This is a genomic window from Stenotrophomonas sp. 93052_Sma (assembly GCF_056481145.1).
In genome coordinates this window covers 549,188-571,852 of the sequence record NZ_CM151134.1, presented here as the reverse complement: position 1 = coordinate 571,852, position 22,665 = coordinate 549,188, and the positions used below count along the sequence as shown (strand labels likewise).

The following is a 22,665-nucleotide window of genomic DNA, read 5'->3' as shown; positions in this document are numbered from 1 at the left end:
AGGCAAACCTGCGCCATCATGGACACCTCGCCCCCGCCAGGACCGTCCCATGCAGCAGTACCTGCTTCTGATCTACATCGAGCCTGCCCTGCTGCAGGCCCTGCCCACCGAAGAATTCAACGCGCTGATGCGCGACTGCCTCGCCCACGCCGACAGACTGCAGGCGGAAGGCACGCTGCTGGCCGCGCAGAAGCTGCAGCCGGTTGACACCGCGCAGACCCTGCGCGTGCGTGATGGCCACAGCCGTGTATTGGATGGCCCGTTCGCGGAAACCCGCGAACTGCTGGCCGGCTTCAACCTGATCGTCGCCCGCGACCGCGACGAAGCCATGCGCATCGCCCGCGATTTCCCGTGGGCACGCTTCGGCAGCATCGAGGTGCGGCCGCTGGAAGACATGGACGCCGAGCGCGAACGCTGCGGCGCCCCGGCTGCGGCTATGGCAGCAGCCGTACCCTGATCTCGCGCGGACCCACGCCTTCGTTGCCGCTGTAGTCGCGCACGCTGGCGCGCACGGTGTACTCGCCCGGTGGCAATGCCGCCGGCTGCCAGCGCCCGGTTTCCATCAGGCCGTCACGCACGGTGTTGGTGGCCAGGTAGCGGAAACGGGTCACCGCGCTGCCATGCACGGTGATGCCGCTGTCCGGCGCGTAGGCCACGCGCACCGCTTCGTTCTGCGGCGGCATGCGGTTGAACACGATGTTCCAGCGTGGCTGTTCGTAGCCCTGCAGCGGCTGTCCGCCGGCATCGAGGATCTGGTAACCCACCTGGTACATGCCCAGCCGGCGCCGCGGCAGGTTGTTGTCGACCTGGTCCCAGGCCTCGACCACGATCTGCACGCCACGTCCCTGCCGCGCCACCATCACCACGCCGTCGCTGCCTGCGGTCATCGGCTGGTCGTTGTCGTCCAGCAGGGCCACATCGGTGATGCGCGGTGCGAAGTGGTCGGCGTAGTTGTGGAAGCCCAGCGCCACCGCGTTGGTTTCGAAACCGCCGGTACCCACCGCCAGATGCACGTGCGCCTGGTTGTTGATGCTGCCCAGGCGATCACCGACGTGGATGCGCATGCCACGACGCACGCGCATCCGCTCCAGCTTGCCCTGTTCGTCGTACAGCGCCTGCCAGCGCGCATCGAACGGCTGGTCGCGCGGGGTGCGGCCGACCCGCATGTGGATGTACTTGAGACGGTCCACGGCCAGGCCCTCCGCCTGCCCACCCAGGCTCCACGCCGCTACCGGGCTGCTGATCTTGCCATCGGCGATCGCCAGCACGGTCTGGCCGACATCGCCGCGCACATCGAAACCGCCGTGCAGGTGGTGGCGGCTCTCGCCCTTGAAGTTGCCGCGCACCTCGCCCAGCGTGCCGACCACTTCATGCCAGCCATCCTGGGGTGCCAATGGCCAGCGCCCACCGGTGTCCGGCAACGCTGCATCGGCAGCGGGCCCGACCAGCGCCGGTGCCGGCAGGTCACCCACCGGCAGCGGGCGCAGGCGGTGCAGGCGATAGCTGGCGGAATCGGCGACCAGCACGCTGCCATCGGCATCCATCGCCAACCCACTGGGGCGGGCCAGGCGTGGCAGGCGGCCGTTGCCCACCAGCGCGATCTGGTGGCCCTGCGGTGTTACCTGCACGATGCGGCCATCAAGGTCACCCACGTAAAGCACGCCGTCGTGCGTGGTGGCCAGCGACAGCGGCCCATTGATCACGCCGCCATCGCCCAGCAGCGTGCTGACCATGCCGTCGGCACCGACCCGACGCACCGCGTTGTTGAACAGGTCGGCCACCAGCAGCGCGCCGTGCGCATCGAAGGCCAGTGCCACCGGTGTATCGAAGCGTGCATCACCCGCCAGGCCATCGGCCAGCCCCGGGCGCTCGCCGCCAGCCAGGGTACGCACGTTGCCGTCGGTACCGATCACCCTGATGCGGTCGTTGAAGGTGTCGGCCACATAGACCTGGCCCTGCGCGTCCACCGCGATGCCCATCGGTGCATCGAAGGCGCCTGCGCGGCAGGGCCATCGGCGTAGCCCTGTTCGCCACCGGCCAGCGTGGTCACCTGGCCATCGGTGCCGATACGGCGGATCGCGTGGTTGCCGGTGTCGGCCACATACAGGTTGCCCTGCGCGTCGGCGGCGATGCCCGAGGGCGTATTGAAACTGGCCTGCAGTGCCGGGCCATCGATACGCCCCTCGCCCTGCCCGGCCACCGTTTCAACGCGGCCATCGGGAAGGCGGCGACGGATCCGGTTGTTGTCACCGGCATCGGTGAAATAGACGCTGCCATCGGCACTGCGCAGCAACGCGTACGGATCGGCGAAACGCGCCTGCGCGGACGCGCCATCGCGGTCACCCGGGTGGCCATCGCCGGCCAGCGGCTCGATCTGCGCGGTCCACGCCAGCGGCGTTGGAACCGGGCCTGCCGGTTCAGCCGGCGTATGCAGCGGCGTCTCCCACCAGGTCGCGGCCAGTGCCACTACGGTCGCCAACGCTACGCCTGCCGCCATCCATTGCCACCGTGCCATCGTGCTGTGCTGCCTGCCTGCTGTCTGAAGAGGCACTGACAATAGACGCTGAACGCAGGATCCGCCACGGCCAAACGTACTGCCGGATACCAGAGTTCCATGCGTTGCGCTTGTTCTCCCTGGCTACAGCGGGTTCAATGCTCTTCCCACGGATGGAGATCCTCCATGCCCCGCATCTTCCCCCTCGCCGCCCTGCTGGTGGCCGCACTGGCCAGCACGCCGGCCTCCGCCTCGATCTCGGTGGCACCACAGAAGCCGTCAGTCACCGCCGATGCGATGCACCAGGCCTATGCCACGCGATGGGATGAGGCGATCCAGCAGTCACGCAGTGGCAACACGCTGGGCGCACTGATCGCGATGGAACGGCTGATGGAAGATCCGATGCTGGATGACTTCGATGCTGAACATCGCGGCCGCGCCGCGCAGGTGGCCGGCTGGACCGCGATGGTGCAGAAGAAGCCGGACCAGGCTCGCCGCTATCTGCAGCGCGCGCAGGAGGCACTGCCGGACGATGCGCAGATCCTGCTGACCCTGGTCTCGGTGGAACTGTCCGAGAACCAACCGGCGCCTGCCACCAAGCACCTGGTGCAGGCGCTGAAGCATGCCGAAGCGCCGTTGCCGGTGGACCACCACGCGATCAACTACCTGCAGTTCCGCCTGCGGGACCAGCCGCAGCAGCGCATGGAACTGCTGCAGGCACTGTTCGACAACGGCTGGAAGAGCGGCGGCCTGGAACCCACCGGACTGTGGCTGGCACTGGCCACGCTGCAGGCCGACAACGGCCGTGGCGAGGCCATCCCCGCGACCCTGGCCCGCATCTCCGCGCCCGCCGAAATCATCCGGCTGCGCAGTGACAAGCGCTTCGATCCCTATGTCGACCGCGCCAACCCGCGCTTTGATCCCGTGCAGGCTGCACAGAAGCACCTCGACGAACTGCGGGTTTCCGGCCTGCTCGACCGGGCGCTGGACGCGCGCATGGCCGAGTTCAGCAGCACGCTGCTGATGCTGGACCGCAACGAGGAAGTGCTGGCGCTGACCGATGGCATGGCCGCTGCGGCCGCCGAAGGCGAGGCGCCTTCGGCAGCGGAAGCCGAATGGGTGGCATGGCTGCTCAACAGCCGGCTTACGGCGCTGCGCCGGCTGGGTCGCAACGAGGATGCGCTGGCGGCAGCCAAGCTGGCCGCACGCATCGGTGCACTGGGCCCCGATGGTGCCGAGCACCAGTTCAACGTCGGCTTCGTGTTCAGTTCGCTGGGCCGCATGCAGGATGCCGCCACGGCAGTGAATGACATACCGGGCCTGGCCGGTTACGGCAAGGCGGCCCAGGCACTGCTGCAGTTCGTTGCCGCCCGTGAACGTGGCGATGCCAAGGCCGAACAGGCCGCGCGTGCAGCGATCCTGGCCCAGGGCGATGACGCGCGCCTGTTCCAGCGCGAAATGCTGCTGGACGAGGGCAATCTCGACGGCGCAGCTGCCGTGCTGATCGAACAGTTGCGCTCACCCGTTGAACGCGGTGAAACGCTGGCCAGCCTGCAGGACATGCGCACCTATCCGTCGCTGCCCGGTGACGTGAAGATCGATGCGGCCTGGCGTGCGCTGAAGCAGCGCGCCGACGTGCAGGCCGAGGTTGCCCGCCTGGGCCGCATCGAACGCTACGAACTGGTCAGCACCTCCACCTCGCGCTGAGCAAGCTCCCATGTAGAACCACGTGCGTGCAGCACCACCCGCCTAGCGCGCCGGCACCTCGGTACGGATGCCCATCGCCTCGCGGTAGCGTGCGTACAGGGCCATCACCTTGTCCACGTAGGCCAGGGTTTCGGCATAGGGCGGCACGCCCTTGTAGCGGGTGACCGCGCCGATGCCGGCGTTGTAGGCGGCCGCTGCCAGCGGCCGATCACCGTTGTAGCGACGCAGCAACGCGCGCATGTAGCGGGCGCCGCCATCGATCGACTGCTGCGGCGAGAACGGATCATTCACCCCGTACTCCTGCGCGGTGTCCGGCATCAACTGCATCACGCCCTGTGCGCCCTTGCTGGACACCGCCAGTGCATCGAAGTTGCTTTCGGCATGGGCGATCGCGCGCAGCCACGCGTCATCCACGCCGGTGGCCTTGGCGGCGGCCTTGAACTGTTTGGCATGCTGCGCCAGCTGCGGCTTGCCCACCTTGCCCAGGCCTTCGTGGGCAGGTTCACCCGCCGGCGTGGCCATGGTGAACTTCAGGAACACCCGCGAGCCGGGCAGGTTGCGGGTGGAGTAGACCAGCGCGCCATCCTGCTCGCGCTCGTACAGCACGCCGCTGAACACGCCCATGTTGCCCCACAGATTCGGGGTCTGGATGGCGTTGTCGTCGATTTCCTTCGGGGTGCAGCGTGAACCGGGTTCCGGCGCGGTGGCCAGGCTGACGGTGTTGCCCTGCACGCAGCGGTAGACGGTGCGCGCGGCGGCCAGCCCGGGCCACAGGCTGGGCAGCAGCAACAGCGCAAGCAGGAGAGGGCGACGGAACATGGCGGCCGGATCATCCGGCCGCGCCCGCTAATGCTGGGTGAATGGGGGTCGGCAGGGCTGCGCCCTGCACCCGTGGTAGTGCCGGCCGCTGGCCGGCAACCTCAACAGCAACGGCAACGGCCGATTTCCTGCGGGGGTCGGATCCCGTTGCTGCGCAACGGTCTCTGACCCCACTCCAGAGAGATCTCTGGATCAATCGATGGAACGCAAATGCTGGATTACTTCGCGGTCCTCCGCCGCACCCAATACCCCACGCCCAACAGCACGAACCACACCGGGCTGGCGACCAGCGCCTGGCGGGTGTCGGCCTGCAGGCTCAGCAGCACCAGCACGGCGGCGAAGAACACCAGGCAGGCCCAGCACATGGCGACGCCGCCGGGCATCTTGAAGATCGAGGCGGCGTGGCGTTCCGGGTAGCGGCGGCGGTAGGCCATGTAGGCCACCAGGATCAGCGACCAGACGAAGATGAAGAGCACGGTGGCCAGCGTCGTCACCAGGGTGAAGGCGGTCACCAGGTTCGGGATCAGGTAGATCAGCAACGTGCCGCCCAGCAGGCACAGGCACGAGAACAGCAGGCCACGGGCGGGCACTGCGGCGCGCGACAACTTCGACAACCCGCGCGGTGCGTGGCCCTCTTCGGCCAGACCGTACAGCATGCGGCTGGTGGAGAAGATGCCGCTGTTGGCCGAGGACGTGGCCGAGGTCAGCACCACGAAGTTGATCAGGCTTGCCGCGGCAGGAATGCCGGCCAGCACGAACAGCTGCACGAACGGGCTCTTGTCCGGCACCACCTGGCGCCACGGGGTGACCGCCATGATCGCGATCAGCGCCAGCACGTAGAAGATGATGATGCGCACCGGGATCGAGTTGATCGCCTTGGGCAGGTTGCGCTCGGGGTCTGCGGTTTCAGCGGCGGTGGTACCCACCAGCTCGATGCCGACGAAAGCGAACACCGCGATCTGGAAACCGGCGAAGAAGCCGACCAGGCCCATCGGGAACATGCCGCCGTCATTCCACAGGTTCGACAACGACGCGGTGTGGCCACTGGGCGAGGTGAAGCCCCACGCCACCAGCCCGGCGCCGGTGATGATCAGTGCACAGATCGCCACGATCTTGATCAGCGCGAACCAGAATTCCATCTCGCCGAACAGCTTCACCGTCACCAGGTTCAGTGCCAGCAACAGCAGCACGCAGGCCAGTGCCGGTATCCAGGCATCCAGCCCAGGGAACCAGAACTGCGCGTAGGCGGCAATCGCGATCACGTCGGCGATGGCGGTGACGATCCAGCAGAACCAGTACGTCCATCCACAGAAGAAGCCGGCCCAGGGACCGAGCAGATCGGTGGAGAAATCGATGAAGGATTTGTACTGCAGGTTGGACAGCAGCAGCTCGCCCATCGCGCGCATCACGAAGAACAGCATCGCGCCGATGATCAGGTAGACGAAGACGATGGACGGGCCGGCCAGGCTGATGGTCTTGCCCGAGCCCATGAACAGGCCGGTGCCGATGGCACCGCCGATGGCGATCAGCTGCAGGTGGCGGTTGGACAGGCTGCGGCGCAGGTGCTCGGGGGGCGTTGCGGGCTCGGTCATGGGCGTGCATTGGGGCGGGCGAAGCGTTCGACGTTAGTCCTCCCCGGCCCGGAGCGCCAGCGCTGGACGGCCCGATTGCGTCAATCATGGTCGCTTTCATCACATTGTGACCGAATACCGGATTCGTCCCATTCCGCCCGGCCCGGCGTCATGCTCAGATAGCCGCACCTGCCCAAGGATCGGCCCGACCATGTGCCCTGCCCTGCCCGCCCCGCTGGAGCTCCGGCCTTGAGTCGGCTGCGCGTGATCATTGGTGGCACCGCGCTGGCGCTGCTGGCCGCGGCCGTGCCGATCGCGGTGATGGCCTATGCCACCTGGGACCGTGCAGTCAGCGTCGAGCAGCAGCGGCTGCGCGACATCGCCGGTCGCGCGCTGCGCCGCGCCGACCAGTCCTACCAGGAAGCGCTGGCGGCACTGCAGTCGGCCGAGGTCGGCGCCCACGACGCCTGCGGGCCCGAGCATATCCGGCGCATGCAGACACTGGTGATGACCTCGCCGTCGGTCGACCAGATGGGCTACTTCGAGGGTGGCAAGCTGCGCTGTACGTCGTGGGGGCCGTTCCTGTCCGACGTCAACCAGCCCAAGGCCGACCACGTCACCAGTGATGGCGCCGGCATCGCCGTGGATGTGCGCCCCGAGGCCAGCGGACGGCGCCAGGTCCTGTCGTTCCTGTACGGCAACTACGACGTGCTGGTCGATCCGCGCCGCTTCGTCGATGTCATCGCCGACCCGAACGTGCGCCTTGCCCTGGCCAGCCCCGATGGGCGTCTCCTGGCCAGGCAGGACGGCATGGATCCGGCATTGCTGGAGACCCTGCTGCGCGCCCCCGATGAAGGCCTGGACCACCACACCCTGTATGCCACCGCCCGCAACGAAGAGTGGTTGGCGATCGCGACCATGCCGCGTACCGCGCTTGCCGCGACCTTCCGCCAGCAGGCGTGGCTGTTCGTGCCGATCGGCGTTCTGCTGGCCGCTGCCGGTGCCGGCCTGGTGATCTGGCTGTCGCGTCGCCGCCTGTCCCTGCGCGGCGAGCTGGCCACAGCGATCCGCCGCCGCGAGCTGTACCTGCACTACCAGCCGATCATCGAGCTGGATACCGGCATCTGCGTCGGCGCCGAAGCGCTGGTGCGCTGGCAGCGCCCGGATGGCACCCAGGTGCGGCCGGACCTGTTCATTCCGCTGGCCGAAGAGGCCGGCATGATCGGCGCGGTCACCGATCTGGTGATCGAGAACGTGGTGCGCGACATGCGTGAACTGCTGGTGGCCGACCGCAGCGCGCACATCGCGATCAACCTGGCCGCCGAAGATATCAGCAGCGGCCGTGCGCTGAAGATGATCTCCAAGCACATGGCCGGCAGCGGCATCCTGCCGCAGCAGATCTGGATGGAGGCCACCGAGCGCGGCTTCCTGGATCTGGACCGCGCCCGCACGATGCTGGCGCAGGCGCGTCGGGCCGGGCACAGCGTGGCCATTGACGATTTCGGCGTCGGCTTCTCCAGCCTGCAGTACCTGGAACAGCTGCCACTGGACGCGTTGAAGATCGACAAATCATTCATCGATGCGATCGACACCGAGAGCGCCACCAGCCCGGTAACCCCGCACATCATCGACATGGCCAAGGAGCTGGGCCTGTGGGTGGTGGCCGAGGGCGTGGAGACCGAGGCACAGCTGGCGTATCTGCATACCCGGAAGGTCGAGTTCGCGCAGGGTTGGCTGTTCTCGCGGCCGCTGCCGCGGGATGAGTTCGTGGTGTTCCATCACAAGCGGCAGCAGCGCTATGGCGCGGCGCGGGAGCACATGCAGAATCCGCGCAGCGTGCCGATCGAGCGTGAGGGGATCGAGTAGGACGGCCAACGGCGGAGCCCCTCGTGGTGAGTCGCGTACAGTGGATCCATCAGTTGGGGCCGGGTGGATGGGTCGCGCAGGGGGCGCTGCAAGTACGTCCATGTAAGCTCGGTCGCCGCATCCATGCGGCTCACGCCCCTGCGCAACCCATCCACCCGGCCACGGACACATTGCGGCGGCGTCCCACCACGGAATCAACAGAAGAAAGCAAAAGCAAAAGCAAACGCGGGTCGCTGCGCTCGGCAGATCCACGCCATGCGTGGATGGCGTGGACCACGGTAGTGCCGGCCGCTGGCCGGCACCTCGGTAACGTCTGGTCTGCGCCTACGCCCAGGCCTTCGGCCGTGCCAACAGCCACGCCGCGCTCACCGCCAGCAACAGCAACGGCAACCAGCCCAGCTGGCTCGGGCCGCTGACCTGCAACAGCACACCGCCTGCTACGCCACCGGCGGCAATCGCCAGGTTCCAGCCGGTCACCAGCATCGACTGCGCCAGGTCGGCAGCAGCACCGGCACGGCGTGCGAGCGCGGTCTGGAACAGGGTCGCAACCGACCCGAACGCCACGCCCCACAGGATCGTTGCCAGCAGCAGCGGTGTGGCCTGTCCTGGCCACAACAGCAGGGCCAACACCGGAAGAATGAAACCGATCACGGCCGCCCACACCAGCGTGCGCAGATGACGGTCCACGCCCCAACCGGCAATGCCGATACCAACGATGGCAGCCACGCCGAAGGCCAGCAGCAGGCGGTCCAGCCACGGGCCGGCGCCGGCCTCCACCGCCAGCGGTTCGATGTAGGTGTACAGCACGTTGTGCGCCAGCACGTACAGCACCATCACCGCCAACGCGCTGCGCACGCCGGGCATGCGCCACACCGTACCCAACGACGTGCGCTGACCGGCCGCGGCCGCCGGTAACGCCGGCAATGCCCAGCGCGCGTACGCCAGCAGGCCGACCCCCAGCACGCTCATCAACGCGAACGCCCAGCGCCAGCCGATCTGCTGGCCCAGCAACGTGCCCGCCGGTACGCCCAGCGACAGCGCCAACGGCGATCCAACCATCGCCACCGCAATTGCCCGGCCCTGCAGCGACGGCACCACCATGCGCGCCGCGTAGCCGGCCACCAGCGACCACAGCAGGCCACCACTCACACCGGCCAGGAAACGCGCGGCCAGGATCAGCGGATAGCTGCTGCTCACGGCGGTCAGCGTGTTGACCACCACGAAGCCGGCAATGGCGGCCAGCAACAAGGGGCGTCGCGGCAGGCGCTGGGTCAACGCGGTCATCGGCAGTGCGGCCATCACCGATCCCAGCGCGTACACGCTGACCAGCTGGCCCACCGCCGCATCACTCACGCCCAGGCTCTCGCCCATCGGCCGCAGTACACCGGCCGGCAGGGTTTCGGTCAGCAGGGTGATGAAGCCGCCACCTGCAAGCGCCAGCAGGCCGGCCCACGGCAGGCGTGTAGCTTCGCCGGCAGGACTCGCCGCATCAATGGCATGGCCGCTCATCGCGCAGCCTCCAGATCGGCGTAGACCGCGTCACGCAGCTCATCAACGAAGGCACCGTCCATGCCTTCGTACAGGGTGTTGGTCAGCGCCACCACGCTCAGCCCACGCGCAGGATCGACAAACCAGCTATGGCCGTAGGCACCGCCCCAGCGCCAGGTGCCTTCGCTCTGTGGCGTGCCACTGGCGGCGGCATCGCGCAGCACCGCAAAGCCCAGCCCGAAGCCCCAGCCGGCCGGTTCCGGCGGCCCCTGCTCGCCCACCTGCGGGGTGGCCATCGCCGCCACCAGCGCGGGCGGCAACAGATTCGAAGCTTGCACATCGCGCAGGGCCTCCAACACCGCCATCACCTCGTCGGCGCTGCCAATCAGTCCAGCACCGGCCGAAGGGAAACGGCTGGCATCGGTAGCACGGGCGAGGCTGTACTCGATGCCGACGGTACCCTCGAATGGAGCGACCACCTCGCCTTCCTGCAGGCGATGCGGCTGCGGCGCGTCGGTGACATAGGGCGTGGCCAGCCGTGCGGCATCGTCGATGGCAAACGCGGTATCGCGCAGGCCCAGCGGCGTGGCCAACAGGCGTGCGAACAATGCCTGCAGCGTTTCACCAGTCGCGGCTTCAGCCACGGCGCCCGCGACGTCCACGCCCAACGAGTACAACCATTGGCTGCCCGGCGCGAACAGCAGCGGCGCCTGCGCGATGCGATGCACGTTGTCGGTCAGCGTCAGCGGATTCGCATCCATGCCATCGCTGACGCCGGCCTGTGCGTACGGGCCATCCGCATCGGCTTCGAGGAAGCGGTAACCCAGCCCGCTGCTATGGCTGAGCAGTTGGCGCAGGCTGATCGGCGGCGTGCTGCCATCGGCCAGCGCCGGGCGGAAGTCCGGCAGCCAGCGCTGTACCGGCGCATCCAGGTCCAGCACGCCTTCGGCTACCAGGCGCAGGATCACCGTGGTCAACAGCGGCTTGCTGACCGATGCCAGCCGGAACAACTGGTCGCGCAGCATCGGCGTGGCCGACTCGCGATCGGCCAGCCCGGTCGCGCTGGCGTGGCGCAGCACACCGTGCTCGCGCACCAGCACTACCGTACCGACCAGGCGCTGTGGGTGGACCTGCTGCAGCAGCCGCTGCACCGACGGCAGCGTCGGCGCAGGTGCAAGGGAAGGAACAGCGTTCATCGCGGTGATCCGTGGGGAGAGGCCCGCCACGTTAGGCACCACGCCCTCGTGCAAAAAGCCGGTTGCGGCTCCGGGCATCATGGACCCTGCAGTCCGCAATCGGCATGATGGCCGGAACTGCAAGGCCGCAACGGGCTCCACACCACTTCGCACCACAGTGTTGCGATGGCGGAGCCGTCCGCTACAGCCGCGCCGACCTACCCTGCCGCTTTCATTGCCCGCACGCCCATGTCAGTCCTGGACAACCTCGCCAATCTGCAGACCTTCGTGCACGCGGCCGACACCCGCAGCTTCGTCGAGACCGGGCGCCTGCAGGGCATCTCGGCCTCGGCCGCGGGCAAATGCGTTGCCCGGCTGGAACAGGCACTGGGCGTGCGCCTGTTCCACCGCAGCACGCGCAGCATCACCCTCACCGCCGAGGGCCAGCTGTTCCTGGCACGCTGCCGGCGCATCCTCGACGAACGCGATGCCGCACGCACCGAGCTGGCGCAACCGCATGCCGCACCGAGTGGCACGCTGCGCATCAGCCTGCCGCTGGTGGGCGATCTCACCCTGCCGCTGATGGCCGAGTTCATGACCGCGTATCCGGACATCCGCCTCGACCTCGATTTCTGCGACCGCCTGGTCGATGTCATCGAGGAGGGTTTCGATGCCGTGCTGCGCGTCGGCGAGCCCAGCGACTCGCGCATGAACGCCCGACGCCTGGGCGTGTTCCCACGCCGCATCGTCGCCTCGCCGGCGTACCTGCAGCGGCGCGGCACGCCGCGCACGCCGGCCGATCTGATGCAGCACACGCTGCTGCACTATCGCTTCCCCAGCACCGGCAAGCTGGAACTGTGGCCGATCCACTGGCCCGACCATGAAACACCGCAGGAACTGCCGGTACACATGGTGGCCAATACCATCGAAGCGCGGGTGGCGCTTGCATTGCGCGATATCGGCCTGGCCTTCGTGCCGGTGCACTCGGTGCGCGATGCACTGGCCGACGGCCGGCTGCTGACCGTGCTCGACGAGCATGTGCACTCCTGCGGCATCTTCCACCTGCTGTGGCCCTCCGGCCGCCACGTGCTTCCGAAGCTGCGGGTATTCATCGACTTCGTCAGCGCGCCTGGAAACCGTGCCGTAGGCCGGTAGATCCGCGCTCGATGGCCGTGCCACGTAGAGTCGAGCTTGCTCGACTGCTCCTCAAAAGCAGTCGAGCAAGCTCGACTCTACAATTCGCATGCCCTGCGGGCGGTATAATCTCCCCTCATCCCTCCCAGAGGCTCGCGACCAATGCGCCATTGATGCCGCCGTCTTCGCAACAGACGGCCTGACTCTTCCCGCCCCTGCGCGCAGGGGAGAACCCGGCATCCATGGAGGTCGCATGACCCCGCATTCCCTCACGCTCGATCGCGTGTCGTATCGATTGGCCGACGGCCGCCCGCTGTTTTCCGATCTGACGTTTTCCTTCGAACCGGTCGCCACCGGCCTGGTCGGTGCCAATGGCGCTGGCAAAAGCGTGCTCGCACGCCTACTGGCCGGGCGTCTGTCGCCCGATAGTGGCCAGGTGCGTGGCAGTGGCCGCGTGTTCCTGTTGCCGACACCCGGTTATCCACCCGCCGGCACGGTCGGTGAACTGGCCGGCGTCGGCGCGGAACTGGCCGCACTGCAACGCATCGAAGCCGGCAGCGTCGATGAGGCCGACTTCACCTGCCTAGGCGAGCGCTGGGACCTGCGCGAACGCCTGCAGCAGCAATGGCGTGCGCTGCAGCTTCCCGACGACCTCGATCCCGCCCAGCCGGCCGCGCGCCTCAGTGGCGGCCAGGCCATGCAGGTGGCGCTGTCCGGCGCCTGGGCCAGCGGTGCCGACTGGCTGATCCTGGACGAACCCAGTAACCACCTCGACGCACGCCATCGCCAACAGCTGTACGAACAGTTGCAGCAGTGGCGCGGTGGCCTGCTGGTGATCAGTCATGATCGCGAACTGCTGGGCCGCATGCAGCAGATTGTCGAACTCGATGGGCGTGGCCTGCATCGCTATGGCGGCGCATGGCAGCACTACGCCGACACACGCGCCGCCGAACGTGAAGCCGCCACCGCCCAGCTTGACCATGCGCGTGCGCAGCACCGGCAACAGCAACGCAGCGCGCGAACAACACGAACGCCAGCAGCAACGCCAGGCACGTGGCAACCGTGATGCGAAGCAGGCCAACCAGGCCCCCATCCTGCTCGGCCGGCAGAAGCAGCGCGCCGAGGCCAGCCACGGCCGCGCGCAGCAGGTGCAGGCCGAACGCCTGCAGGCCAGTGCAGAGCAGCTGCGCGCAGCGGCGTCGGCGGTTCATGCGGCACCGGAACTGGCGCTGTTTGCCACCGATGGCGAGCGTGGCAGCGCACGCCTGCTGCAGGTACAGGATCTGGTCCTGCCACATGGCTGCAGCGCACCATTGCAGCTGGAGATCCGTCGAGGGCAGCGCATCGCCGTGGTCGGTGACAACGGCAGTGGAAAATCAACCCTGCTGCGTGTGCTGGCCGGCCAGCTGCCGGCGCGCAGCGGCATCGTGCAACGGCATGCGCCACTGGCTCTGCTCGACCAGCAGCTGCTGGGGCTGTCCGGCGAATGCAGCATCCTCGACAGCGTGCAGGCCGCCAACCCGAGTGCCGACCCCGGGGAGCTGCGCACGCGCCTGGCCCTGTTGGGTCTGGACGCACAACGCATCCAGCGCCCCGCCCGCAGCCTCAGCGATGGCGAACGGGTGAAGGGCACACTGGCCAGTGTGCTCTACGCCGATCCCGCGCCCCAACTGTTGCTGCTGGACGAGCCCGGCAATGCACTGGACCTCAGTGCATTACAGGCGCTGGAAGAACTGCTTGCGGCATGGCCGGGCGCACTGGTGATGGTCAGCCACGACCGGCACCTGCTGCAGGCGTTGCGGCCGACCCAGGTGCTGCACGTGAGCACCGAGGGCTGGCAGTGGCATGACGCCTTGTAGATCCACGCATGGCGTATCGACCCGGGGTAGTGCCGGCCGCTGGCCGGCAGCCCAGGAAACCTCAATGCACCGTCAGCGCTTCCACACCGGGAACGCCTGTGGCATCTGCTGCCACAGCAGCGGCCCCGCCCGCAGCTCCTGGTCATTGAGCAGGCACGCATCCAGCTCCGCGCGCACCGCACGCTCATCCATGTGCACACCAATCACCACCAGCTCCTGGCGGCGATCACCCCACAACGGGTGCCACAGCCGCTGCATCGCCGTGTGCGCGGCTGCATCCGGAAACTCTTCCAGCCCCGGCAACGGTGCGCTCCAGCAATCGGCCTGCTGCCGCGCCCAGCCAAGGTCGCTGTAGGGCAGCGGTGTCGGCGGCAACAACGGTGCGGTGTCTTCCAGGCCGGCACGCACGCGGTCGCGCGCGGCATACCAGAAACCCGCCGCCTGCGTCCGCGTCGCGGCGCCCACGGTGTTCAACTCGCCTACCCAATCCATGCGGTTGGCCAGCCAGAACCAGCCCTTGCTGCGGATCACGCCGGGCATGCCGGACTGCAGCGCGCGGGCGAATCGCGCGGGGTGGAACGGACGCCGCGAACGGTAGACGAAGCTGCCGATGCCGTACTCTTCGGTTTCCGGTGTGTGCTCGCCACGCAGCTCCTTCACCCAACCCGGCGCGCGTTGCGCACGCTCCATGTCGAAGCGGCCGGTATCCAGCAGCTCGGCCAACGGCACATCACCGAAGCTGGACAGCAGCAGCTTCGCATCCCGGTTCAAGCCACGCAGTACCGCCAGCGTGTCCTGCAACACTTCGTCATCCACTTGGTCGATCTTGCTGACCACGATCACGTCGGCGAACTCCACCTGCTCGCACAGCAGGTCGACCACACCGCGATCATCGTCCGGCCCGGCCTGCTGGCCGCGCTCGGCCAGGCGCAGGGTCGAACCGAAGTCGGCAAGGAACGCGCTGCCGTCGACCACCGTCACCATCGTGTCCAGCCGCGCGATATCACTCAGGCTGAAGCCGTGCTCGTCGCGCACCGCGAACGTGGCCGCCACCGGCATCGGTTCACCGATGCCCGTCGATTCGATCAACAGATAGTCATAGCGGCCGGCCTCGGCCAGGCGCTGCACTTCCTGCAGCAGGTCGTCGCGCAGGGTGCAGCAGATGCAGCCGTTGCTGAACTCCACCAGCGTCTCTTCGGTGCGGCGCAGCTCGGCGCCACCTTCGCGCACCAGCTGCGCATCGATGTTGACCTCACTCATGTCGTTGACGATGACTGCCACGCGCAGGCCCTCTCGGTTGCGCAGGATCTGGTTGAGCAGGGTGGTCTTGCCGGCCCCAAGGAAGCCGGACAGCACGGTGACCGGAAGGCGACGGTCGGCGCGGGAAACAGTGTTCATGTCGGAGCGGGTTGGCTGCGGAACGGAAATGTTACTGTATAACAGTTGCCGCGCAAGGAACCTCCCCTGATGAAGTCGCCTTCTGCCGCCCTGCTCGATGCCGGCGCGGTCGCCCTGTCCAGCCTGTGCCTGCTGCACTGCTTGGCGTTGCCCCTGCTTGCCGCCGCGCTGCCGCTGTTCGGCACCTGGGCCGAAGCGGAATGGGTCCACCTGCTGTTCGTGGCCATCGCCCTGCCACTGACCGGCTACGCGCTGTGGCGGGCCGAGCGCCGTCACCCACTGCCCGTGCTGGCCTGGGCCACCGCCGGCGCCGGGCTCGGCCTGCTGCTGGCCGGCGCGCTGGCCTTGCCCTCACATGACTGGGAAACGCCGATGACGGTCACTGGCAGCCTGCTGCTGGCCGCCACGCATATCTGGAACGCGCGGCACCGGCACGGGTAGTGCCGGCCGCCGGCCGGCAACCGCATGAGCTTCGGACGCCACGGGTAGTGCCGGCCGCTGGCCGGCAACTGCATGAGCTTCGGACGCAACCTGCAGTTGCCGGCCAGCGGCCGGCACTACCCCTGCTATTTGCCGTAGCGGCGCAGCAGCTCCACCAGCACCGCAGCCTCGTCCGCCCGCTGCTGCGGGTCATCGGCACCCACTACGTGTTCCTGCAGATGCTCGTGCAGCAACTCCATCAGCAGGCTGTGGGCGGCACCGCGCACCGCGGCGACCTGCACCAGCACGCCCGCGCAGTCCCCCGCTTCCCCCTCGGGCTTGTCCAGCGCCTGCTCCAACGCCGCCACCTGACCCGCGATACGGCGTACCCGGGTCCGCAGCTGCTTTCGATTCTTATGTACATGGGCCATGGCGGGATCATATACCCTATGGGGGTATCCACTCCAGCTCCCGCCGCCATGCACTTGGACGCCCTCGCCGCCGCCCGTCGCCACGAACACCGCTTCGACGACGGCAACCCGCTGGCTGAACGCAATACCCGCCGCGCCCTGTGGCTCACCGTCAGCATGATGTTGGTGGAGATCGTCGGCGGCTGGTGGTTCAACTCCATGGCCGTGCTCGCCGACGGCTGGCACATGAGTTCGCACGCGCTGGCGCTGGGCCTCTCGGTGTTCGCCTACCGCTGCGCGCCGCTACGCGCACGATCCGCGCTTTGCCTTCGGTACGTGGAAGATCGAGATCCTGGCCGGCTACACCAGCGCCATCGCACTGCTTGGCGTCGCCGCGCTGATGGCCGTGCAATCGCTGGAACGGCTGTGGGTGCCGGCACCGATCCATTACGACGAAGCCATCGCCATTGCAGCGTTGGGCCTGGGCGTGAATCTGCTCTGCGCCTGGTGGCTGCACGACAGCCCGGGCCACGCGCATCACCATCATGGGCATGGGCATGACCATCATCACGGGCACGACCACGATCACAGCCATGCGCACGGTCACGACCTCAACCTGCGCTCGGCCTACGTGCACGTGCTGGCCGACGCCGCCACCTCGGTGCTGGCCATCGTCGCCCTGCTTGGCGGCAAGCTGCTGGGCCTGACCTGGCTGGACCCGGTGATGGGCCTGGTCGGCGCCGTGCTGGTGACGGTCTGGGCGATCGGCCTGCTGCGCGATAGCGGCCGCATCCTGCTCGACGCGCAGATGGATGCACCTGTGGTGGCCGAAGTACGCGAAGTGATCGAACAGGGCCCGTGGCCGGCACGCCTGGCCGACCTACACGTCTGGCAGGTGGGTCGCGGCAAGTACGCGGTCAGCGCCAGCGTGGTCACCAGCGACGTCAGTCTGGATGCCGATACCGTGCGCAACGCGCTGGCGATTCATGAGGAGCTGGTGCACGTGACGGTGGAGATTCACCGCAGCGCCTGACCCGCATCCGGTAGTGCCGGCCGCTGGCCGGCATGGCATGCTCCGGCCGCCGCTGACCAGTAGAGCCAGGCCATGCCTGGCTGCGTTGCCCACAAGTCGAGATCCTATGTTCGTGGTCAAGCCTGCTGGAAGCAGGCTTGACCCACCTTCAGCATGGCCGGATCGAAGTCCCGGCCGCTTTTGAAGACACCCCAGGCGATCCTGGCCAGCTTTCTGGCCAGGATGTTGAAGACGGCGGTGCTGGGGTGACCGCGTTTTGACAGCTCGTCGTAGAGCGGTTGCCCCTGGCGACACCGCTTGAGCCCCATTGCGGCCATGTAGAGCATCTGGCGCAGCACTGGCGCGCCCTGTTTGGACAGCCGACGCCGTCCCGTTCTGCCGCCAGACTCGTTAGGCCGGGGATCCAGGCCCGTGCAGGCGATCCACGCGTTGGCGTTGGCCAACGGCCAGCGCGTCATGTAGTAAATCAGGTGAGCGGCGACGGCAGGGCCGATACCAGGGATGGTCAACAGGCGCTTGTAGAGCGCGCCATGCTCTCCATCGCGACCCAAGCGCTGCAGTTCGCTTTCCAGCTCGGACAGCGTCCCAGCCAGAGCGCAGAACAGATCTGACAGCTCCCCGGGGGCACTTTTGCTTACCCCGAAGGATTGCTCCAGGCGCGCGCGTGTCTTTACCAGCGTCTGCCGCTTGCGCAGCAAATCGTGCATCTGCTGCTGCTCATCGGTACGCGGTACGTATTCACGCAGGCGATCGTTCTCCTTCTTCACGTACCGGGCGATCGCTTCGGCGTCCATGGCGTCCGTCTTGCCACGCGAGCCCGTCGCCCGGCCGTAGTGCTTGATCAGACGTGGATTGATCACATAGACAACGTGGCCTGCCTGGCCAGCCATCCGAGCCAACAACTCGTAGTACCGCCCCGTCGCCTCCATGCCAATCCGGCATCGCTGGGGCAAGGTGTTGAGCCACTGGGCTATGCCGGCCCGGGTGTTGGCGATCCTGTCGCCGGCCTTGCGGTCGGCCACTGCCGGTACGAACTCCTTGGAGTCCACGTCCACGCCAATATCGAGAGAATCAGACATTTGTACGGCTCCCAGCTATCTTTAAGGGGCTGGGGTGGTACCGCACCGACGTTAGCTTGCCTACATCGACGATCCCCTTTGGGGGCCGTACGATCCTTTATCGACGTTCGTGTGCGGGATGGGGATCGCTCGACTCGTCTGTCGGCTAGTATCCGCAGATGCATGCTTGACGGTCCCTCCACCCTGGCTCCTACATACCTCGTAGGAGCCGGGAGGAACATACAAGCATGGCTCGACTCTACAACTACAGCTTCAACATCATCCGCAGCAGGTACATCAGCAGCGGCAGCGCGCTCAGCACTGCACCACCGATGCCGATCCACGGCCAGCGCTCGCCGCGCACGCGCGAAGCCACCGCCAGACCGCAGCCCACCAGCGCCGCGCCCAGCACCCCCACGCCCAATCCCGCAGCCATGCCATTGCCGCCTGCGGCCACCGCCGCCTGCGCAGCGAGGCTGCCCGCGCCCCAGCCCACCACGATCCCCAGCCAACTGGCCACGCCGCACCACGGTGCCTTGTCCTTCGCCATCCGAAAACCCCTGTGTCCTTGCCGAATTTCTGTACGGACCACGCCCGTGCACTGCCTACACTAGCCGCACCTGCCCCGTCGGGACATCCCATGCGCACGCTCCGCCTGCTGCTGCCCGGTGCCCTCCTGCTGCTCACCGCCTGCAGTGGTGATGCCGGGCTTCCTTTCAGCGCCGACCCGTTGCAGGGCTGCTTCGCCACCGGCGGCGCGCAAACCGGCCGATTTCCGCATCGACAAGGAAGGCGGCCAGTACTTCGTCTCCTTCAGCCGCGGTGACCAGTGGCAGCGCGAACCCAACGCCCTGCACAAAGCCACCCGCAGCGAGATCAGCCGCTACTTCCGCGATGACGCCGAGCAGATCGACAGCGCGTTGATCCGCATGGCCGGTGGCTTCGGCATCTTCCACTTCAACAAGGGCGCGACGCTGAAGGGCAAGGCCAGTGATAGTGACTACATGGCGCTGATGCTGATCGGGGCTGGGCCCGTATACGCGGTCAAGTGCCCGTAAGACGCAATGATTCTGATGGCGGCTCAGGGCAATATGAGCACATCCTGTCTTCTTTGAGGAGCGATGCCAATGCTGCTGTTTCTGCTGCTTGCGTTAAGCGCGCCGAAGACCCAGGGTGCCTATGACGAAGTCCGGGAACTGCCCGACGGCCAGACACTGATATTGCGCACCCTGGACTGGGATCTCGGCGATGGTCGCCACGAGCGCGTTACCGTGCATTGGCTGCTGCAGGAAGACGGCAGCCTGCGCTACGACTTTGATCGGCAGCCACCGGAAACCCAGGAGGTCCACCGTCAGTCGTGCGCGCGAGTAGGCATGCAGCCGTCGCGTGGCGTCGGCGTGATTTCAGGGGAAGGAACCACACACGGCTACAGCTGCACCAGCCAGCGGTAGCGCCGAGCCCACGCTCGGCTCCGCCATGCCGGCACCCACGCGTGGCGTGGATCTAGCGCAACAGCAGCCACACGTGGCCCCGGCAACAGCTGCGGTACCATGCCCTCCCCCGAACCGCCCCGGTACCCGCCGTGCCTCATTACACCGGCCCCCTGCTGACCCGCGACAGCGCTGACACCCTGCGCCGTGCCCATGACAAGGGCGCTGCTGAATGGCAGGGCTCGCTCGACCTGGGCCTGAGCCAGGACAGCGTGGCCCTGAACGCCGACGGCTTCTACTTCCGTGGCCAGCGCTACCCGTGGCCGGGCAAGTTGAAGGACCGCACGCTGTACTACTGGGACGGCGAGGACTTCGCACCGATCTCGCGCTACAGCGGTTCGCTGATCAAACTGGTGCCCACCGAATGGGGCGCACCGACCTTCGAGATCGACGGCATCAAGATGCTGCCGACCTCCAAGCTGTCACCGTTCGAGGATGCGCGCCGCAAGGTCGAGCTGGTCGCCCCGGCCGGCAAGGTCATCCTCGATACCTGCGGCGGCCTGGGCTACTTCGCCGCCTGCGCGCTGGAGGCCGGTGTCGGCCAGATCCGCTCGTTCGAGAAGAACGCCGATGTGATGTGGCTGCGCACGCTCAACCCGTGGTCGCCGGATCCGGACTCGGCCGCCGCCGGGAGCCGTCTGCAGTTCAGCCACGGCGATGTCTCGCAGCAGATCGAGCAGGTGGCAAGCAACAGTGTCGACGCGATCCTGCACGACCCGCCGCGCTTTGGCATCGCCGGCGAGTTGTACTCGCAGGTGTTCTACGACCACCTCGCCCGCGTCATCCGCAAGGGAGGGCGCCTGTTCCACTACACCGGCGCGCCGAACAAGCTGACCAGCGGCCGCGACGTGCCGCGCGAAGTGGCCAAGCGCCTGGAAAAGGCCGGTTTCAAGGCCGAGCTGGCGCTGGACGGCGTGCTGGCCGTCAAGCGCTGAGCTTCATTCCGAGTCAACCTTCGCCAGCTTCATCACCCACTTCGGCACTTCCGGTTCACCGGCGTAGAAGTCTTTCGGCTTCTTCTCGGCCATCGCCCAGCGGTGCAGCCAGCTCGGGCCATAGCGACCGCTGTAGCCCTCGGCGCCACGCCCGTAAGCAGGATCGCGCATCGCCTCATCCAGTGAAATGAAGCGATAGCCGCGCCGCTTCGTCGCCGCCACCAGTTCGGCGAAGGTGGCTGCATTGAGTTCGTTGGCATGCATCAGCCACACCTGCGGCAGCGCGTAGCCCAGCAGCGCCTGCGACTGCTTCTCGTAGTAGTCCAGCTTGTTCAGCATGTAGGGCACATAGCCCTTGCGCAGCTGCGCCAGCATCGCCTCGCGCGCCGGGGAATCAGGCTGCTCGTTCATCACGTTGGCATAGGCGAAGGCCCACACCCACTCACCGTTGTCGACCGTCACCGGCGCCACGCGGTAGCCATGCTGCTTGAAGAACACGTCCATCTCCGCGCGTTCTTCCGGTGTGCGTCCGGCACGCAGATAGGGATGGCGCATCCACTGCGGTTTCAGTCCGCGCTCGGCCAGCAGCGGCCGCAGCACCGTTTCACCACGCAGAAAATCCTGCTGGAACGCAGGCCCCCCCTGGCGTTCAGATCCATGTGCGAATAGGTGTGGTTGCCCAGCACATGCCCGGCGTCCAGCCAGTCGCGCAGCATCTGCACCCGCGCGGGCTGCACGTGTCCGTTGATCTCAAGCTTGTTCTCGTTGACGAAGCCGACCACCGGCACCCCCGCCTGGCGAAGCTGGGCCATCAGCGCTTCGTGCCGCGATTGCAGGTCCGGCGGAACGATCTCGTCCACCCGCGCCCACGGCAGGTCGTCGATGGTCATCGCGATCCGGCGATCCACCTCGGCGGCGTGTACCGCCAACGAACACAGCAGCAATGGCACCGCACGCAGCAACCAACGCATCAGCACATCCTTGCAGGGGTGAAGTGCTGACTCTAGCGCGATTGCGGACGCGCGGCCGGTCCCACACCCGCTATAGGCCGGGCGACTGCACCTGACGTTCGCGCACGATCGCCCGCCACAGCATGAATCCCGCAGCCATCGCCATCAGCATCAACGCGACCAGCACCAGGGCAAGATCATCGGGATTGCGCAGCAGCGGTGCATGCTCATGGGTGAGGATCTCGAACACCACCTGCTGCGCCTGTGCCAGCGGCAACCGGCCCTGCTCGCCCAGCTCCACCAGGCACGCCGCTGGGGACAGCTTGGCCACGCCAGTCCATGCCAGGTCGTACAGGTGCAATGCCCTGAGGGCCAGCGCCAGGATCGCGGCGTGCAGCGCCATCAGCCCCCAGTTGGCACGTCGCAGGCGTTCCGACAGGCGGCCCAGCCGGTAGACGCTGATCGACATCGCGCCCAGCAGCGCCAGTACCACGCCCGCCATCGGAATCCACTGCAAGGGTTGCCACGGTGCAAGCGCAGTGGACCGCGCCAGCAGTTGTTCGGCCACCTGCATGCGCGCGACAGGGTCGGGCCCACCGCATGCATCATCCACCGGCTCCAGCAGCAGTCCCACACGGTAGTGGAAGAAGCCGACTGCAAGGGCTACCGCCAGCAGCGCCACCACCTGCAGTGCCAGCAGGATCGGGCCAGGACCACAGATACGACAGAAGCGGGTAGCAGCAGAGACCATCGGTTCATCCATGACAACAAAGGACCATCCTAACCAAGCGCCCTGTGCTTGTCGGCTGGCGGATACGACAACCGGCGCGCGGTCCCGGTAGGATGTGGATGAGCATG

General features: G+C 67.3%; 15 protein-coding genes and 6 pseudogenes. 10 read left to right on the top strand and 11 right to left on the bottom strand.

Annotated features, from left to right (window positions below; translation table 11 throughout):
• The first annotated feature begins 49 nt into the window (after window positions 1-49).
• On the top strand, window positions 50-457 hold the full coding sequence (locus ACZK2V_RS02630) for a YciI family protein (RefSeq protein ID WP_049461400.1): 408 nt from the start codon (window positions 50-52) through the stop codon (window positions 455-457).
• Here ACZK2V_RS02630 and ACZK2V_RS02625 read toward each other — a convergent pair.
• Window positions 435-2,515 (bottom strand): annotated as a pseudogene (locus tag ACZK2V_RS02625) (NHL repeat-containing protein). The gene ACZK2V_RS02630 and the pseudogene ACZK2V_RS02625 overlap by 23 nt on opposite strands.
• Window positions 2,516-2,680: 165 nt before the next feature.
• Between ACZK2V_RS02625 and ACZK2V_RS02620 the strand changes: the two are divergent.
• Window positions 2,681-4,201 carry a tetratricopeptide repeat protein gene (locus ACZK2V_RS02620; protein WP_049461404.1) on the top strand — a complete coding sequence of 507 codons (1,521 nt, stop codon included), beginning with the start codon at window positions 2,681-2,683 and terminating at the stop codon, window positions 4,199-4,201.
• A gap of 42 nt (window positions 4,202-4,243) precedes the next feature.
• On the opposite strand, the gene ACZK2V_RS02615 is transcribed toward ACZK2V_RS02620, so the two are convergent.
• Both ACZK2V_RS02615 and cycA read right to left on the bottom strand, forming a co-directional pair.
• A complete protein-coding gene (locus tag ACZK2V_RS02615; RefSeq protein ID WP_049461406.1) occupies window positions 4,244-5,020 on the bottom strand; it encodes a lytic transglycosylase domain-containing protein in 777 nt (258 codons plus the stop codon).
• A gap of 218 nt (window positions 5,021-5,238) precedes the next feature.
• A complete protein-coding gene (gene cycA, locus ACZK2V_RS02610; RefSeq protein WP_049399140.1) occupies window positions 5,239-6,612 on the bottom strand; it encodes a D-serine/D-alanine/glycine transporter in 1,374 nt (457 codons plus the stop codon).
• Between the two features lie 228 nt (window positions 6,613-6,840).
• Between cycA and ACZK2V_RS02605 the strand changes: the two genes are divergently transcribed.
• Window positions 6,841-8,457 (top strand): EAL domain-containing protein, encoded by a 1,617-nt coding sequence (locus ACZK2V_RS02605; RefSeq protein WP_049461408.1) that lies wholly within the window; start codon window positions 6,841-6,843, stop codon window positions 8,455-8,457.
• Between the two features lie 324 nt (window positions 8,458-8,781).
• Here the strand turns inward: ACZK2V_RS02605 and ACZK2V_RS02600 are convergent, their stop codons facing one another.
• Both ACZK2V_RS02600 and ACZK2V_RS02595 read right to left on the bottom strand, forming a co-directional pair.
• Window positions 8,782-9,966, bottom strand: a complete 1,185-nt coding sequence (locus ACZK2V_RS02600; RefSeq protein WP_049461436.1) for an MFS transporter — start codon at window positions 9,964-9,966, stop codon at window positions 8,782-8,784.
• Window positions 9,963-11,141: a serine hydrolase domain-containing protein gene (locus tag ACZK2V_RS02595; RefSeq protein WP_049461438.1), complete on the bottom strand. Its 1,179-nt coding sequence runs from the start codon at window positions 11,139-11,141 to the stop codon at window positions 9,963-9,965. The genes ACZK2V_RS02600 and ACZK2V_RS02595 overlap by 4 nt, the downstream gene beginning before the upstream one ends.
• A 228-nt stretch (window positions 11,142-11,369) precedes the next feature.
• Here ACZK2V_RS02595 and ACZK2V_RS02590 point away from each other — a divergent pair.
• Window positions 11,370-12,267, top strand: a pseudogene (locus ACZK2V_RS02590) (LysR family transcriptional regulator).
• A 240-nt stretch (window positions 12,268-12,507) separates the two neighbouring features.
• Window positions 12,508-14,113, top strand: a pseudogene (locus ACZK2V_RS02585) (ATP-binding cassette domain-containing protein).
• A gap of 72 nt (window positions 14,114-14,185) precedes the next feature.
• Here ACZK2V_RS02585 and ACZK2V_RS02580 read toward each other — a convergent pair.
• Complete coding sequence (locus ACZK2V_RS02580; protein WP_049461444.1) at window positions 14,186-15,511, bottom strand: GTP-binding protein; 1,326 nt, start codon at window positions 15,509-15,511, stop codon at window positions 14,186-14,188.
• Window positions 15,512-15,580: 69 nt separating this feature from the next.
• Between ACZK2V_RS02580 and ACZK2V_RS02575 the strand changes: the two genes are divergently transcribed.
• Complete coding sequence (locus tag ACZK2V_RS02575) at window positions 15,581-15,952, top strand: MerC domain-containing protein (RefSeq protein ID WP_014645760.1); 372 nt, start codon at window positions 15,581-15,583, stop codon at window positions 15,950-15,952.
• 125 nt (window positions 15,953-16,077) lie between these two features.
• On the opposite strand, the gene ACZK2V_RS02570 is transcribed toward ACZK2V_RS02575, so the two are convergent.
• Window positions 16,078-16,362 carry a metal-sensing transcriptional repressor gene (locus ACZK2V_RS02570; protein ID WP_049461446.1) on the bottom strand — a complete coding sequence of 95 codons (285 nt, stop codon included), beginning with the start codon at window positions 16,360-16,362 and terminating at the stop codon, window positions 16,078-16,080.
• A gap of 48 nt (window positions 16,363-16,410) precedes the next feature.
• On the opposite strand from ACZK2V_RS02570, the pseudogene dmeF reads away from it, so the two are divergent.
• Window positions 16,411-17,374 (top strand): annotated as a pseudogene (gene dmeF / locus ACZK2V_RS02565) (CDF family Co(II)/Ni(II) efflux transporter DmeF).
• 116 nt (window positions 17,375-17,490) lie between these two features.
• Here the strand turns inward: dmeF and ACZK2V_RS02560 are convergent.
• Together ACZK2V_RS02560 and ACZK2V_RS02555 are read right to left on the bottom strand one after the other, a co-directional pair.
• Complete coding sequence (locus ACZK2V_RS02560) at window positions 17,491-18,396, bottom strand: IS110 family transposase (RefSeq protein WP_486322914.1); 906 nt, start codon at window positions 18,394-18,396, stop codon at window positions 17,491-17,493.
• Window positions 18,397-18,697: 301 nt separating this feature from the next.
• Window positions 18,698-18,982 carry a hypothetical protein gene (locus ACZK2V_RS02555; protein WP_032130412.1) on the bottom strand — a complete coding sequence of 95 codons (285 nt, stop codon included), beginning with the start codon at window positions 18,980-18,982 and terminating at the stop codon, window positions 18,698-18,700.
• A 90-nt stretch (window positions 18,983-19,072) separates the two neighbouring features.
• Between ACZK2V_RS02555 and ACZK2V_RS02550 the strand changes: the two are divergent.
• The 3 genes and pseudogenes from ACZK2V_RS02550 (at window position 19,073) to ACZK2V_RS02540 (ending at window position 20,857) form a co-directional block, all read left to right on the top strand.
• Window positions 19,073-19,490, top strand: a pseudogene (locus ACZK2V_RS02550) (hypothetical protein).
• A 69-nt stretch (window positions 19,491-19,559) separates the two neighbouring features.
• Window positions 19,560-19,883 carry a hypothetical protein gene (locus tag ACZK2V_RS02545; protein WP_049462916.1) on the top strand — a complete coding sequence of 108 codons (324 nt, stop codon included), beginning with the start codon at window positions 19,560-19,562 and terminating at the stop codon, window positions 19,881-19,883.
• 131 nt (window positions 19,884-20,014) lie between these two features.
• Window positions 20,015-20,857 carry a class I SAM-dependent methyltransferase gene (locus ACZK2V_RS02540; protein ID WP_049462917.1) on the top strand — a complete coding sequence of 281 codons (843 nt, stop codon included), beginning with the start codon at window positions 20,015-20,017 and terminating at the stop codon, window positions 20,855-20,857.
• 3 nt (window positions 20,858-20,860) lie between these two features.
• Here ACZK2V_RS02540 and ACZK2V_RS02535 read toward each other — a convergent pair.
• Window positions 20,861-21,828 (bottom strand): annotated as a pseudogene (locus tag ACZK2V_RS02535) (polysaccharide deacetylase family protein).
• 70 nt (window positions 21,829-21,898) lie between these two features.
• A complete protein-coding gene (locus ACZK2V_RS02530) occupies window positions 21,899-22,558 on the bottom strand; it encodes a hypothetical protein (protein WP_177179481.1) in 660 nt (219 codons plus the stop codon).
• Between the last annotated feature and the right edge of the window lie 107 nt (window positions 22,559-22,665).

Coding starts and splice junctions, on each gene's coding strand:
- ACZK2V_RS02630 (WP_049461400.1), top strand. CDS start 50: ATGCAGCAGTACCTGCTTCTGATCTACATCGAGCCTGCCCTGCTGCAG.
- ACZK2V_RS02620 (WP_049461404.1), top strand. CDS start 2,681: ATGCCCCGCATCTTCCCCCTCGCCGCCCTGCTGGTGGCCGCACTGGCC.
- ACZK2V_RS02615 (WP_049461406.1), bottom strand. CDS start 5,020: ATGTTCCGTCGCCCTCTCCTGCTTGCGCTGTTGCTGCTGCCCAGCCTG.
- cycA (WP_049399140.1), bottom strand. CDS start 6,612: ATGACCGAGCCCGCAACGCCCCCCGAGCACCTGCGCCGCAGCCTGTCC.
- ACZK2V_RS02600 (WP_049461436.1), bottom strand. CDS start 9,966: ATGAGCGGCCATGCCATTGATGCGGCGAGTCCTGCCGGCGAAGCTACA.
- ACZK2V_RS02595 (WP_049461438.1), bottom strand. CDS start 11,141: ATGAACGCTGTTCCTTCCCTTGCACCTGCGCCGACGCTGCCGTCGGTG.
- ACZK2V_RS02580 (WP_049461444.1), bottom strand. CDS start 15,511: ATGAACACTGTTTCCCGCGCCGACCGTCGCCTTCCGGTCACCGTGCTG.
- ACZK2V_RS02575 (WP_014645760.1), top strand. CDS start 15,581: ATGAAGTCGCCTTCTGCCGCCCTGCTCGATGCCGGCGCGGTCGCCCTG.
- ACZK2V_RS02570 (WP_049461446.1), bottom strand. CDS start 16,362: ATGGCCCATGTACATAAGAATCGAAAGCAGCTGCGGACCCGGGTACGC.
- ACZK2V_RS02555 (WP_032130412.1), bottom strand. CDS start 18,982: ATGGCGAAGGACAAGGCACCGTGGTGCGGCGTGGCCAGTTGGCTGGGG.
- ACZK2V_RS02545 (WP_049462916.1), top strand. CDS start 19,560: ATGCTGCTGTTTCTGCTGCTTGCGTTAAGCGCGCCGAAGACCCAGGGT.
- ACZK2V_RS02530 (WP_177179481.1), bottom strand. CDS start 22,558: ATGGTCTCTGCTGCTACCCGCTTCTGTCGTATCTGTGGTCCTGGCCCG.